Raw genomic sequence first — 14,438 nt, 5'->3', positions numbered from 1 at the left:
TTCAACAACAAAAGACTGCTTGAGCCCATCGGCAACATCCCGCCTGTAGAAGCCGAGAAAAACTATTACGCCATGCTGGACGAAACCGATATGGCAGCGTAACTTAAACAAAATTGCCTCCGGCAATCCCGGGGCGGTTCAGTCGTGTATCGAGATGAAGATGAAGGGGAGGTTTCCTTTGCCTTGCATTTGACAATCCTGGATATTGATTTACCGCCTACCTCGTAAACAATGGTCGCGATTTAAAATTCGAAACCCGGTCCGCTATACCTGGCCGGGTTTTTATTTTGTTAACCATTCTTGTTTAATTTCCTCTGATGGCGCAGTTAAAAATTATACGGTATTTTATCCTGTTTCTGACGTTACTGTCCGCAGCGGGCCCGCTTGCCCGGGCAAATGAAACCAAGATGATTGTGCTTGAGATTTCTGGAGATCCCGGCGCCAAGTTCAGCGGAGACTGCCATCTTTCCTCGCGCTTAGGCGTGGAAAAGCGGTACCGGATAGCGGGAGAGACGCCGGCTAAATATTGGCTTCCCGCTGACGTTATCCGGTGCAGTCTTGCCAAGCAGAACATTCAAAACCGTCTGGTTGCCAGGATTTTACGAAATGATAACGTTGAAATTGTCCAGACTGGGCCGCCACCCCTTAAATGGCTTTCCATATCCAGCAGTAGCGGGGGACGGGCACCAAAAGGCCTCGCTTCGGCCTCCCGTCCTCTATGGCAGTAACCCATTCATGCACTAGAATGTGACGGGACGGCTTCGACACAGATGCCGTGCTCAAGCTGAATCGTCGCGTGGTCAATTTCGAACTCAGACAGTAAATAGGTGGTAATCAATTTCAGCGTGGTTTCTAGATCTGCCTTCGCGTCGACCTGGACATGCATAGTGACAATTGGCTTTTCAGCGGTAAGCGACCACGCATGCATATGATGGACATTCAGAATTTCAGGTAAATAGGCAACGAGCTTGTCCCGAATCAATTCCATATCAAGATGATCCGGGGTACCTTCAAGCAGGATATGCCCGGACCGCCGGACAAGTCCATAGGCACTTTTTAGAATTATGAGCGCAACCAACACCGATAGCAGCGGGTCTGCCGCTGTCCAGCCACTCAGCAAAATAATGATTGCGGCCGTAATCGCGGCCACGGATCCCAGCAAATCCCCAATCACATGAAGCAGGGCACCCTGCATATTGACATTATCTTTGTCTCCTTTGTGCAACACCAGAAAACCAACGATATTGATAACAAGTCCGCCAACGGCGATCATTAACATCGGGCCAGCCAGAACCTCAGAAGGATGAAGCAGCCTGCCCATGGCTTCAAAGATGATCCAGCCAGCGATGAAGAACAATGTGACGCCGTTGGTAAAGGCAGCCATGATCTGAAACCGGTGGTACCCGTAGGAACGTTTCAGATCAGCAGGCTTTTTTGCCAGTCGTAAGGCAAACCAGGCAAGGCCGAGGGCCGCGGTATCGGAGAGCATATGCCCGGAATCCGCAATGAGCGCAAGCGAACCAGAGAACAAGCCGCCAATGGCCTGCAGCAGCATATAGCCGCCCGTCAGACACATTATCCAGAAAATGCGCCGCTCACTATCGTCGGTAACGGTGGGTGCGTGATCGTGGCTGTGGGCCGAATGATCGTTTTCAGAATGTGAATGGGTCATTAATCAATTAGATAGGGACGGTGCATGCCCTGTCCAGTAAAAATTCTTAATCTCTCGAAGAAGTTGCGATCGAAAAATGCCTGCGTGTAGTTGTTAAGCAAAAGCCGTAGCGTTACAGCGAAGTACAGTATCCTGTTTATTGTTTTCATTCGACCAAAAAATACTGTTATTCGTTTCTTTAAACGTTAACTGCCTAATTTAAGACAACTTTATTCCGTAACATTAATTAGGCTGCGGAAGGGGTATGGAGTTGACTCTCGAAATTATACTCCTATCTGAATGAACACATGACTATTTTCCCTTGTAGGGAAAGAGCTTTGTGGTGTGTCGGGGCATTGCGGTTGTATATCGGGCTAGTCCGCACTAATATGAAGTTGACGATGTTTTAATATCAATTTTTACTTTGAATAAAAGTCGAGGGGATGAAAATGAAGAATACGGTTACATTCGCAATTCTTGGAGTTGCCTCTCTTGCCTTGGCGGCCTGTGGTGGGCAGCTAGAAAAGGCGGAACGTTTAAGTCCAACTGGAACGACATTCCAGCAGGAGCTTTATACGGGTTATATCGAACTGGCAAAATCGGAATATAACGAAGGCGATTATATTGATTCAGATCGTTTTGCCAAAAAAGCAATGGCTGCAACCAGAGGCGAACAGGTCGAACCCTATCATCCTGAAGAATGGCATCTGTCTGCTGATCGGGAACCCGTTTTGATGGGCGCTCGTGAACGTCTGATGACGGCACTCGATGCTGGCGCTGCCGATAAATTTCCCAATGAAGCTGCTCGTGCCCAGCTAAGTTTTGATTGCTGGGTTCAGGAACAGGAAGAAGACCGCCAGCCAAAAGACATTGCGGCTTGCCGGGACGCCTTTATTATGGCGATGGACGGGATCGACAAGATGATGGCCCCCAAGGTCGAAGAAAAGGTTGTCGTTATTGAAAAAGCTCAACCCGCCATGATGGCACCGAAGTCTTTCGAAGTGAATTTTGCGTTTGACTCCTCGACACCACTGCCTGGTTCGAAGGACGAGATCACTGCAGCAGCCAAATATATGAAGGATTTTAAAGATCCGAAAATAACGATTGCTGGCTATACGGATACGGTCGGTACCGTTGAATATAATGACAAGCTTGGTGAACGCCGTGCGGAAGCTGTTGCCTTTATGGGAATGGACATGGGCATGGAGCCCAAGCGGATCATTATGCGGAGTTATGGTGAGAAAGATCTGAAGGTCCAGACACCTGAAGGTACGCGCAACGCTGCAAACCGGCGGGTCGTGGTTACCATCGAAGGCAAGTAATAACAACTTGACGATAAATGGGACGGGGTGGATATTTCACCTCGTCCTTTTTTTGTTATGGGGAAATTTATGATCAAAGCTGTTGTATATCTAACTTTTGTCGCATTATTCGCATTCGGTCTTTCCGCCTGCTCCCCCGAGATCGGGAGCAAGGAATGGTGTACGGCAATGAAAGAAAAACCAAAAGGTGATTGGACAGTAAACGAGGCCACGGACTTCGCCAAAAATTGCGTGATTACCTCCGACTAACGGATAGTCAGCCGAATTGGAGAGGGGCTAGGAACAGTATACGGCTCTCATTTATACTGGTCTGCGCAATGATATGGTGAAGCAAAAACATGTTTCCTGATCATCCGAGGTTACAGTCAATACGCCCTTGTGAGCCTTTGCAATTTCTGAGGAGATGTAAAGGCCTAACCCCAAGCCATCTCTGCTCTTATCGCCACGACAATAGGGGTTAAATAAAATCGGCATTAATTCGTCTGAAATTTTCTTGCCTTGATTTTTTACCTTCAAAATAAAAAATTCTTTGTTTGTTTGCGTTTCAACCCAAATTGGCGTTTTGTTTTCACCATAGGCCACGGCATTGGCTAAAAGATTGGAGACAACTTGCAATAGGCGAGGTTGATCGCAATAAACCGGTTCATCGATCTCATGTTTAACTCTAATTTCATGCGCAGGGTTCGCTACTTTGATTTCCGTTATGGCTTTATTTACCGCAGCTTCTAAATCCTTTTCACATTTTCCATTTATAACTATTCCTTCCCCCAGCCTGCCGCGGGCAAAATCCAGGATGTCCTCTATGAGAGAATTCATGCGTTTACATGAATCTTTTATAATTTCTATAAATGTTGTGGATTTGGGGCTTTGATCTAACTTGGAAAGTATGTCGGCGCTTCCTTGTATGGCACCAAGCGGGTTTTTGAGATCGTGTCCTAGTACAGCAATAAACTGTTCTCGCAATTCAGCGCCTTGCTTTTCTCTTAACAAGCTATCTTCGGCATTTTCTAATTGTATTGCTGCATGTATATGAAGGCCGATAAGCTTGCTAAACAGATCAAACATTCCAATTATTTCTGACCTGTCTATTTTCGCCGGCTCGGGATCCAGCGCGCACAGGGTGCCAAAAAATTCTCCGTCTGGCAGTCTTATTGGTACAGAAATATAACTTTTAAATCCATACTGTGCGGGAATAGCATGATCGCAATAAATCGCGTCATTCGGCACATCCTCGATAATTATAGGCGCGTTATGCGTACGTACTCGCGTACAAAAAGTTTCGGCAATTATTAATTCATCGCCTGCCTTCATACCAAAATTAATTTTGTCATTCACGCCGCACGCAATCCAGCGTGTATCGGTAACCCGAGCTATTGCGGTAAAGCCCATGCCAGTAATACGCGACGCTACGTCTAGGATTTGTGGGACAACAGAGACTAACCCGGCCGCTTTCACTTCCTGTCGGAGCTTCTGCTCCTCGAGTTCATGTGATTTACCTTCGATGACGTCCCGGTCTTTAGTCGTTTGCATTAAGAAGTAGCTTTTCGTTAAATTAATAAAATATATCAAAACAATAGGAAAATTAACCACTTCAAATAGGTTACTATCCATTGCGGGTGCTGTAAATGTATATAGGATCAAATTGTACTGGTTTTGCGAGTTAATGCGGTGCTGTCATTTTTCTATGGCCTGAAATTAGCCTCTCTGGTAAACCACGAATGTGGGTCCCGTAGCTCATCAGGATAGAGCGTCAGATTCCTAATCTGAAGGTAACAGGTTCGAGTCCTGTCGGGATCACCAGAACATTCCGGGAAGTATGTTATCCAGTTTTTAACGCTCCCGACGACGGGTGAGCACCCCTCGGGTGATCAGCCAATGACGTTTTTTATGGGGGGTAAGTCGACGAAGTTGCCTGGCCGCTTTTCTGCATTGGCGGTCATTGCCTCAGAAATTTCCTCTCGTTGCAGCATGCCGGCGTTCCAGATGGCGATATAATCAAGGCTGTCGCTGACTGTGTGATCGCGTGAATAATTCATCATCCGTTTGCACCCCATAACCGCGAGGGGGGCCTTGCTCGCGATCTCTTGGGCGACAGACATAACGCCCGCCATCATGGCGGTATGATCTTCGAAAACCTGATTAAAGAGACCTACCTTTTGTGCTTCTTCGGCGAGCATTCGGCGTCCGGTATAGACAAGTTCACGGGCGACGCCATCCGCAATCAATTTGGTTATGCGCGGAAAAGTCCCGACGTCTGCGGTCATTCCAATATTCGTCTCGAACACCGTGATGAAGGCATCCTGGGTGGCATAGCGTATATCACAGGCGGTGATCAGGTCGACACCGCCGCCGATGCAGCCCCCTTGAATGGCAGCGAGCACGGGAATGCGGCAGTTTTCAAGACAGCTAAAGGAGTCTTGCATGTTTTTAACGAACCCGTAGAAATCGGCTCCGGCCCTTAGCCGGGCAGTCATCCTTGCCGCCGGATCGGTGATCTCGGTTTGTGAAAAGGAACTGACATCAAGCCCGGAGGTGAAATGCGGCCCACTGGACGAGATAACGATTACCCTCGCTCTGGCGTTGCGGTCGATATCCTGAATGATCTCGGGTAGTTCGTTCCAGAATTCCGTGATCATGCTGTTCCTTTTATCAGGGCGGCTCAAGGTGATATGCGCAATATTATTGCTAATGTCGACATTGAAGCAGGTATAGACCACAGCGTATCCTTTCAGGGCAGAACGATTATTTATATTTAGTCATATATCCTAAAGCCTTCACAGGCAGGTTTCAAATGGCTTGTGACGTCGCGTGCTCTTTCGACAACATTAAGGCGTAGAGGGCTTTTACTTTATTCTGAAAATGGGCATTATAATAAATGGACCTAAAAATAACCGGGTATTTTCCGGGACAAAAACGAAGACGATAGCGGAGGGTTAAAAGATCCAGCGTGCTGGACTTGATGAACTGATTAAAAAAAATAAACAGTCCAATCATCGGGAGGATGAGAATGACGAATTTGCATTATGACTGGTTGTCGCACCACGCGACACGGGTTCCTCAAAAAACGGCCTGGATCGATTTGCATTCGAACCGCCATTTTACCTACAAGGAGGCAAATGACAGAAGCTTGCGTCTGGCCAGCCATTTACAAAATAACTGTGCTATCGAGAAAGGGGATCGTGTTGGCGTTCTGGCGATGAACTCGACCGATATGCTTGAGATTCAAAGTGCTTGCGCCAAGATCGGGGCGATATTCCTGCCGTTGAACTGGCGTCTGACGGTGCCGGAACTGAACTTTATTATTCAGGATGCGGCCCCCCGGATCCTTATTCATGACGCCCAATTTGCCGGAGAAGTCAAAGACCTTAAAGAAAAGGCAGGCATCGCGCAAACTCTCGAAACGACCGGTGGAGGCGGGGATACGCCTTATGAATCCGCTATCCGGAGTGCTAGGCCGACGCCGGTCCTTGAGCAAATGACACAAGATGATATATGGACCATCATGTATACCTCCGGCACCACTGGGCTTCCCAAGGGTGCGGTCAATACCTATGGAATGACTTTCTACAATGCAGTGAACATGGGATTCCCCATGGGCTTCACCCCGGATACAATTGCTCTGACAATTTTACCGTTGTTCCATACCGGTGGCCTAAATTGTTACAGCTCTGTCGCCCTTTATGTTGGTGGAACAACTCTTGTTATGCGGGCCTTTGATCCGGGGGAGTGTTTACGCCTGATAAATGACGTTGCGACTGGCCTAACCCATTTTTTCGGCGTCCCGGCCAACTACCTGTTCATGAGCCAGCATCCGGATTTCGACACAACGGACTTCTCTCGCTTGGTTTGTGCCGGTATTGGCGGCGCGCCGACGCCGATACCGTTGCTGGAAACCTGTCAGGCGCGGGGCCTTGTCCTCCGGCAAGGATATGGCATGACGGAAACCAGCCCCACCGTCATTATACAGGATGCGGCGATGGCAATAGGGAAACCTGGCTCCACGGGAATGTTGGCGATGAACACGGATGCCCGCCTCGTCGATGAAAACGGGAATGACGTTGCGCGAGGGGAAATCGGCGAACTCTGGGTGAAGGGACCGAATATCACGCCTGGATACTGGAATCGGCCAGAGGCGAATGCTGAAACCATAACAGATGGATGGTTACATACGGGCGATGCCTGTCGCATAGACGAAGACGGGGATTACTACATCGTCGATCGCTGGAAGGATATGTATATTTCCGGGGGGGAAAACGTTTATCCGGCGGAGATCGAGAGCACATTATTCAAGATGGATGGGATTGCGGATCTTGCCATCATTGGTGTACCTGATGATCGCTGGGACGAGGTTGGGTGTGCCGTCGTCGTAAGGAAGCCGAATGCCACCTTTACCGCAGACGACCTCATTCTGTTTTGTCAGGGGAAACTCGCCCGCTACAAGATTCCCAAGCATGTTGTCTTTATCGAGGAATTACCCCGAAATGCGACGGGCAAGGTCTTGAAAAGGGTGCTGCGAGATCAGGTGGGAGATCTTCAGGTTTCCGCCTAAACAGTCTCAAATGTAATTCAGGCCGCCTGAAACAGACGGCCTGAAAATCTGGAGAGTAGGGAATAAGGAGCGGGTTACGCACCTTCTTTACCGACAATCGTCAGGGAACAGACATTCTGGTGTGGAAACCCACCGAGATTATGGGTCATTCCGAATACTGGTTCTTCACTTCTCTGGCGATCCCCGGCACGGCCCTGCATTTGCAGATACATCTCGTAAATCATCCGAAGCCCGGAGGCACCGATCGGATGCCCGAAGCATTTAAGCCCGCCATCGATCTGGCAGGGGATTTTACCGTCGGCATCGAAAAAGCCGTTCATGACATCATCGACGGCCTTGCCTTCCTCGGAGATGAATAGGTCCTCCATGGTCACCAGTTCGGTGATAGAAAAGCAGTCATGAACCTCGAACAGGCTGATTTGCTCGCGGGGTTTCGTGATGCCGGCTTCTTTATAAGCTCTGTTGGCGGCGGCGCGGGTTGTCACAAAATGGCTGCCGTCCCAGGAATTATGCTGGGCTTCGCGGCCATTGGAGGCCGCCAGCTGCATGGCCTTGACCGTAATCAGGTCCTTCTTGCCAAGTGCCTTGGCTATTTCAGGCGTGGTCACAATCGCGCAGGCTGAGCCGTCGCTAACACCGCAACAGTCAAACAGTCCAAGCGGTTCGGCAATCATCGGCGCATTCATGACCTTGTCTTCATCGATCTTGTTACGAAGATGCGCTTTTGGGTTACGGGATCCATTATCATGACTCTTGACCGAAATATGGGCCATGGCTTTTTTCATATCGATTTTGCTGACGCCGTGCTTGGCGGAATAAGCCGAGGCGAGCTGGGCAAATGATCCCGGGGCTGACGCATTGGCCCAGAACATGTCATTGACCGACCCACGGTTACGTTGGGGAAGTCCGCCGTAGCCAGTGTCTTTCAGCTTTTCCACTCCGAGGGCGAGGGCAATGTCACACGCACCGGAAGCAACCGCATAGACCGCCCCGCGAAACGCTTCGGAGCCGCTGGCGCAGTAGTTTTCAACGCGTGTCACCGGAATATTCGGAAGTCGCAGTGCCACAGACAGTGGGACCGCCGATTTTCCAACATGTTCTTCCTCGATCCCCGTCCCAAACCAGGCCGCGTCGATTGAGCTTTTTTCAATTCCGGCATCTTCGAGGGCTTCAATGAAGGCTTCGATCATTAGATCTTCAGCGTTGTCATTCCAGCGTTCGCCAAACCGCGAACAGCCCATGCCCAAAATTGCTACCTTATCTTTAATTCCAGAGGCCATTGTTATTCTCCTTTTTTTGAAGCGTCTACGGGAGTCGCTTTCCAGAAATAGCGCCTGAAGCCGCGCTTGTTGTCATAATCCTTAACCCGGAAAACCATGCGCATCAGCATGCCGACTTCCAGGTCGGAATCCGGTGCGATGTCCGTGAAATCACTCATCAATCGTCCGCCTTCCTCAAACTGGACCATGCCGTAGTAGGCGGGCGGATCGGGTGAATAGGTCAGCCTGTCGGCAGTAAACGAATTCACGCGGGCGATACGGTCGGCGAAGGGATAATCCTCCTGGGTATGGACCGCGCCACAGTTTTCGTTGACGCACATATTGCTTTTCGGAAATTGTGCGGTCCCGCATTTAGAGCATTTACCGCCCAGCATTCTCTGGGACATGTTCTTATTACGATATAGGGTGGTAAGGCCGGTTTTTTTATCTGTTTCTGCGCGAATGCCTCTTTCGAGGTTTATCAGGTCGTGGAAAGCGAGAAACTTGTTATAGTTTGTTTCCGCGTAACGCCGTGCCAGATATCCGGAAATTCCTTTGCGCGGCGACAGTGACTTTATTTCCTCCGTCACCTCGAATAACAGCGTATCGCTGCCCTGACCGAAGCTGGCAACCAGGATCTTGTCTCCCGGCTTGCTGTGCTCCAGCGCATGGGAGAGCATTACCATGGAATGGGCTGTGCCTGTTTCGCCGCAATTGTCCTGCAGGTTATCGGCAACGGACGAATCGGGAAGCCCCATTTTCTTGGCGATGCCTGCGGCCACTCTTTTCGCCGCGACGGGAAAGCAGAACGTCGTGATCGTGGCAGGGTCGACACCGGTTTTTTCCAGCAGGGCGGAAATCGCTGCCGGAACAATTTTCATGTAGCCTTCGTCGCGAATCCAGCGTTCTTCCCAGCTATAATCGTAAGACTGACCTTCGCCGCGGAAATGATCGACAAAATCGACAGCTTCCGTGTGGCTGCCAATCAGGCGGGCAATCACTTTGCCCTCTCCGACGAGAAAGGCAGCGGCGCCGTCCCCCGATGTAAACTCCAGCGGGCTTGCGGCCTTTGTCTGGCGTTTTTCGGCGGCGGTGAAGAGGATCGGCGCACCGCCCCCTTTGGCAACCTGAAGAGCCACGGCCAGCCCGGAACTTCCGGCCCGTTGCGACGATGTGAAGTCGAGGGTCTGCAATCCTGCGTTCAGGTTCAGTGCTTCGGCAACGATTCCGGCATTCTGCCGGTCCATGAAAGGAAATGTCGTGGACGCCATGTAAACTGCGGACAGAGCGGATCTGTCATAGTCACCGAGGCAGTCGCGGGCTGCTTCCACCGCCATGGTCACGCTATCCTCATCCCAGTTTGCCATAGCGCGCTCGCCTTTTGCCAGCCCCTTGAGGCCGGGATTAAACCACATATGGGCTTTGGCAATTTCGCTGCGCTGTAATCGGCTTTGGGGGATATACCCTCCATAGGCCAATATTCCTACTTCCATTTTTTCAGGCTCCTTTTTTTATTGTTTCTTATGCCACACTAATAAATTTCACGACCGCCGTAGACGGAGACGCTCAGCTTAAGGCGTTCCCGGCGATAACGCCAGAAATTTCAGGGCTTCGTGTTCGCTCCCACTCGCCCTCTGCAACCCCGGCATAAATATTTGAAAACTCTACGGGCCCTTCCTTGCGGAAAAGTTCCATTGGGAATCACACTATCCGGATAACTCTTCTCGGCGGCGTGCTTATTGTAACATTCATTCATGAATGATAGTATAGAATAACATAATATGGCAGCTCGTCTCTAAAGTGTTGACGCCGGAAGTCAACCGGTTGCAAATTATGTAAACGGGGACATAAGCGGGATTGAGGGTTAAATGTCGGCGAGAAACAAAAACAGGTTTCGCGCCGATTTTTATTAATCCTAAATTTTCAGGCATGTTATGAATAAATAAAAATAAAATAACGGAGAACCGAATGACGGCCTTTGCTTCCAGGGTTATTCCCTCATCTGATGCCTTTGCCACGAACCGGGCCAATATGCTGGCACTTGTAGAGGAACTTCATGCCCTGAAAGATCGGGCAAAGGCATTGTCCGAACGCCGACGGCCGAGATTTGATGAACGCGGCCAGCTTACCCCGCGGGAACGAATTGTTAGATTGCTTGATCCGGGCATGCCGTTTCTGGAGTTATACGGGCTTGCCAATTATATGGTCGATACGGATGACAGGGGGAAAAGTATTCCCGGGGCCAGTCTTCTTGCGGGTATTGGCTTTATAAAAGGTGTCCGCTGCATGATCTGTGCAAACGATAGCGGAATTAACGCCGGCGCCATGACTCAGAAAACAGGCGAGAAGATGCGTTTCTGTCAGGATATTGCGCTTGATAAAAAGCTGCCCTTTGTCCATCTGGTGGAAAGCGCCGGTGCAAACCTGCTGCAATATCAGGTGGAATCCTGGGCACGCGGTGGCGGCGGGTTTCTGCGTCTGGCAAAACTGAGTGCAGCCGGAATTCCGACTTTCGTTGTCCTGCATGGACCCTCGACAGCGGGTGGGGCCTATTTCCCTGGAATGAGTGATTATGTGATCGCGATAAAAGGGCGCGGGCGGGCCTCTCTTGGCGGGGCAGCACTGGTACGTGCGGCAACTGGAGAAATTTCTGATGAGGAAGAACTCGCGGGCGCCGAAATGCATGCGACAAAGACCGGACTCGTTGAATATCTTGCCGAAGATGATGCGCATGGCCTGTTGATTGCCCGGGATATTGTCGGGCGATTAGACTGGAATAAAAACTGCCTCCGCCCGGTAATGAAAGGTTTCAGGGAACCGCTTTATGACCCGGACGAAATCGCCGGTGTCGTCCCCGTTGATTATCGAAAGCCTTACGACGTGCGAGAGGTTGTTGCCAGGCTGGTTGATGGATCCGAGTTTGATGAGTTCAAGCCGGGATACGGATCCTCCCTGGTATGCCTGCAGGGAAGTATATTCGGCCAAGCAGTGGGGGTCGTTGGCAACAACGGACCGATTGATCCGGATGGTGCCGCCAAAGGCGGGCAATTTTTCCAGCTTTGTGATCAGGCGGGAATTCCCATCGTCTTTCTCAATAACATCACCGGTTATATGGTGGGCAAAGAATATGAGCAAAAAGGGATGATCAAGCATGGATCGAAAATGATTCAGGCGGTGTCAAACGTTCGAGTGCCTAAACTTACCCTCTATATCGGCGCCAGTTTTGGTGCGGGTAATTACGGCATGGGGGGCTATGGCTATGAACCTGATTTTCTGTTCGCCTGGCCGAATGCCATGACGGGGGTTATGGGCGGTGAGCAAGCGGCCCTCACCATGGATCAGGTTGCCAGAAGCGGCGCGGAAAGAAAGGGCGTTCCCGTCGACGAAGCGGCCCTTGCCGCACAGAAACAGCGTCTGATCGATCATTTTGACAGTCAGGCCGATGCATTCTACACGTCTGGCCGCTTGCTTGATCATGGCGTTATCGATCCGCGGGATAGTCGGAAAGTTCTCGGGTTTGCCCTGCAGACCTGCTGGGAAGCGCGCAATAGAACCGCGCATTCGAACAGCTTCGGGGTAGCCCGGCTATAGTCAAAGGCCGGTGACAATAAAAAAGAATAAGGATCGCAGGTTGTGAACATGAGAAAATTTAACAGTATACTCGTCGCGAACAGAGGCGAGATCGCCGTCCGGGTTATGCACACTGCCCGAAGTCTCGGCTACCGGACAATCGCCGTTTATTCCGAGGCTGATGCCGGAGCGCCCCATGTCCTGATGGCGGACGAGGCGGTTCTGATTGGCCCGGCTCCGGTTGGGCAGTCCTATCTTGATATGAGTAGAATTCTGAAAGCGGCATCGGAGACGGGCGCGGAAGCAATCCATCCCGGGTATGGCTTTCTGTCTGAAAATGCAGACTTCGCCCGTGCCTGCGACAAGGCCGGTCTTATATTCATCGGCCCGACAGCCGAGGCGATCGATCTTATGGGTAACAAGGCCGCCGCAAAACGGCGGATGATTGCGGCTAATGTGCCTTGCGTTCCCGGATATGAAGACCCCGACCAGACGGATGCCGCCTTTCTGGCCGCGTCCAAAAAAATTGGCTATCCATTGATAGTAAAGGCCGCTGCGGGTGGCGGTGGTCGGGGCATGCGCCTCGTTGACAATGCCAAGGCTCTTGCGACCGCCCTTTCCTCGGCTAAGTCAGAGGCCCTGAATGCCTTTGGGTCAGACGAACTTATCCTGGAAAAAGCCATTATTGAGCCCCGCCATGTGGAAATTCAGGTATTTTCCGACATGCAAGGGACTGTTATCCATTTAGGGGAGCGGGATTGCTCGGTTCAGCGGCGGCACCAGAAGGTGGTAGAAGAAGCTCCTTGCCCCGTCATGACCGCGGAGCTTCGCGCGAAAATGGGCGCGGCGGCGGTTGAGGCCGCGCGCAGTATCAATTATCGCGGCGCCGGCACGGTTGAGTTCCTGCTCGACAGTGAGAATAAGTTTTATTTCCTGGAAATGAATACCCGCCTGCAGGTCGAACATCCGGTCACCGAACTGATTACCGGGCTTGATCTTGTCGCCCTGCAAATTAGGGTTGCACAGGGAGAGCCGTTAGGACTTGTTCAGGAAGATGTAAGATTAACCGGGCACGCTATGGAAGTCCGGCTCTATGCGGAAGATGTAACCCGGGATTTCCTTCCCTGCACGGGAAGTATTTCACGCTGGGTGCCGGCATCAGGGGAAGGCATTCGTTTTGATAGCGGCATTTTGCCTGGTCAGGAGATATCCCCGTTTTATGATCCGATGATTGCAAAAGTAATCGCTTATGGTGACGACCGGGAAACCGCGCGACACAGATTGATCGAGGCGCTTAAAAACACGGTGTTGTTCGGCTTGACGACAAACCGGGGGTTCCTGATTGACATTCTGTCCCGGGACAGCTTTGCGCGGGGTGCGGCGACGACGGCCTTTATTGCCGACGAATTTACCGAAGCGGATCTTGCCGCAAAAACTCCCAGTGAAGTACAAACGGCAATTGCCGCCGTGCTTCAATATCGGATCGCCCGGGATCAGATACTGGCACAAACAGTTTTTGTTAGCGACAAACTGGTCGACTGGTCAAGCGGGGGGGCATTGCTGACACGCTATATATATGAATTTGGCGACGAGGCGAAAAGGGATGTAACCATTTCTCCGAAGCAGAACGGCGGTTATGATGTGAATGTTGGTGGAGCCGCTCACAGCGTTGCAATCCTCGAAATGCTGGATAATAAGGCGCAGGTGACCGTCGACGGCTTTCGTTACCGCGTCCATTTTGCGGTCCCGGCTGAGGGCATTCTGGATCTCGCCGAAAGCGGGCAGACTTTGCGGTTCGTCAATATGATTGATTTCGCAGTAACTGCCGAAGTTGCGGCTGGCGTAGGTCGGATCACGGCGCCGATGCATGGCACTATTCTTGACGTCTTTGTCAAGACAGGGGAGACCGTGGAAGCCGGGGCCCGCCTTGCCGTTCTGGAAGCGATGAAAATGCAGCACGATATCATTGCGCAGATTGATGGCATCGTTCAGGACGTGCTGACGGCAACCGCAGCGCAGGTTGCGGTTGGCGATGTTTTATTCGAAATCGAGGCGGCGGAATAGATATCTGTGATAACAAAATATAA

At 50.9% G+C, this 14,438-nt stretch carries 12 protein-coding genes and 1 tRNA gene; 8 read left to right on the top strand and 5 right to left on the bottom strand.

The window, feature by feature from the left end; translation table 11 throughout:
- The first annotated feature begins 144 nt into the window (after positions 1-144).
- Together ACESNI_RS01180 and ACESNI_RS01175 are read left to right on the top strand one after the other, a co-directional pair.
- On the top strand, positions 145-228 hold the full coding sequence (locus tag ACESNI_RS01180) for a DUF3126 family protein (RefSeq protein ID WP_373084159.1): 84 nt from the start codon (positions 145-147) through the stop codon (positions 226-228).
- Between the two features lie 89 nt (positions 229-317).
- A complete protein-coding gene (locus tag ACESNI_RS01175; protein ID WP_373084156.1) occupies positions 318-728 on the top strand; it encodes a hypothetical protein in 411 nt (136 codons plus the stop codon).
- Between the two features lie 5 nt (positions 729-733).
- Here ACESNI_RS01175 and ACESNI_RS01170 read toward each other — a convergent pair whose 3' ends face one another.
- The gene (locus tag ACESNI_RS01170) at positions 734-1,672 is read right to left on the bottom strand and encodes a cation diffusion facilitator family transporter (protein WP_373084153.1); all 939 of its coding nucleotides are present in this window, start codon (positions 1,670-1,672) and stop codon (positions 734-736) included.
- A 428-nt stretch (positions 1,673-2,100) separates the two neighbouring features.
- On the opposite strand from ACESNI_RS01170, the gene ACESNI_RS01165 reads away from it, so the two are divergent.
- Entirely contained in the window at positions 2,101-2,973 is an 873-nt protein-coding gene (locus ACESNI_RS01165) for an OmpA family protein (RefSeq protein WP_373084150.1), read from the top strand.
- Positions 2,974-3,042: 69 nt separating this feature from the next.
- Positions 3,043-3,222 (top strand): DUF3012 domain-containing protein, encoded by a 180-nt coding sequence (locus ACESNI_RS01160; RefSeq protein ID WP_373084147.1) that lies wholly within the window; start codon positions 3,043-3,045, stop codon positions 3,220-3,222.
- A gap of 51 nt (positions 3,223-3,273) precedes the next feature.
- Here the strand turns inward: ACESNI_RS01160 and ACESNI_RS01155 are convergent, their stop codons facing one another.
- Positions 3,274-4,584, bottom strand: coding sequence for an ATP-binding protein (locus ACESNI_RS01155; RefSeq protein WP_373084144.1), 1,311 nt, complete (start codon positions 4,582-4,584; stop codon positions 3,274-3,276).
- 112 nt (positions 4,585-4,696) lie between these two features.
- Between ACESNI_RS01155 and ACESNI_RS01150 the strand changes: the two genes are divergently transcribed.
- Positions 4,697-4,773: transfer RNA gene (locus ACESNI_RS01150), tRNA-Arg, on the top strand.
- A gap of 68 nt (positions 4,774-4,841) precedes the next feature.
- Here ACESNI_RS01150 and ACESNI_RS01145 read toward each other — a convergent pair.
- Positions 4,842-5,690, bottom strand: a complete 849-nt coding sequence (locus tag ACESNI_RS01145) for a crotonase/enoyl-CoA hydratase family protein (RefSeq protein WP_373084142.1) — start codon at positions 5,688-5,690, stop codon at positions 4,842-4,844.
- 290 nt (positions 5,691-5,980) lie between these two features.
- Here ACESNI_RS01145 and ACESNI_RS01140 point away from each other — a divergent pair, with 290 nt between their 5' ends.
- Positions 5,981-7,522: a long-chain fatty acid--CoA ligase gene (locus ACESNI_RS01140; RefSeq protein ID WP_373084140.1), complete on the top strand. Its 1,542-nt coding sequence runs from the start codon at positions 5,981-5,983 to the stop codon at positions 7,520-7,522.
- 74 nt (positions 7,523-7,596) lie between these two features.
- Here the strand turns inward: ACESNI_RS01140 and ACESNI_RS01135 are convergent, their stop codons facing one another.
- Complete coding sequence (locus tag ACESNI_RS01135) at positions 7,597-8,802, bottom strand: acetyl-CoA acetyltransferase (protein ID WP_373084137.1); 1,206 nt, start codon at positions 8,800-8,802, stop codon at positions 7,597-7,599.
- A gap of 2 nt (positions 8,803-8,804) precedes the next feature.
- Positions 8,805-10,274, bottom strand: a complete 1,470-nt coding sequence (locus ACESNI_RS01130) for a hydroxymethylglutaryl-CoA synthase family protein (RefSeq protein ID WP_373084135.1) — start codon at positions 10,272-10,274, stop codon at positions 8,805-8,807.
- A gap of 475 nt (positions 10,275-10,749) precedes the next feature.
- Between ACESNI_RS01130 and ACESNI_RS01125 the strand changes: the two genes are divergently transcribed.
- Positions 10,750-12,372 carry an acyl-CoA carboxylase subunit beta gene (locus ACESNI_RS01125; RefSeq protein WP_373084132.1) on the top strand — a complete coding sequence of 541 codons (1,623 nt, stop codon included), beginning with the start codon at positions 10,750-10,752 and terminating at the stop codon, positions 12,370-12,372.
- Between the two features lie 48 nt (positions 12,373-12,420).
- Positions 12,421-14,415, top strand: coding sequence for an acetyl-CoA carboxylase biotin carboxylase subunit (locus ACESNI_RS01120; RefSeq protein ID WP_373084129.1), 1,995 nt, complete (start codon positions 12,421-12,423; stop codon positions 14,413-14,415).
- The last annotated feature ends 23 nt before the right edge of the window (positions 14,416-14,438 follow it).

It is taken from the genome of Sneathiella sp., assembly GCF_041689005.1.
GTDB lineage: Bacteria > Pseudomonadota > Alphaproteobacteria > Sneathiellales > Sneathiellaceae > Sneathiella.
This window is presented reverse-complemented; position numbering and strand designations above follow the sequence as displayed.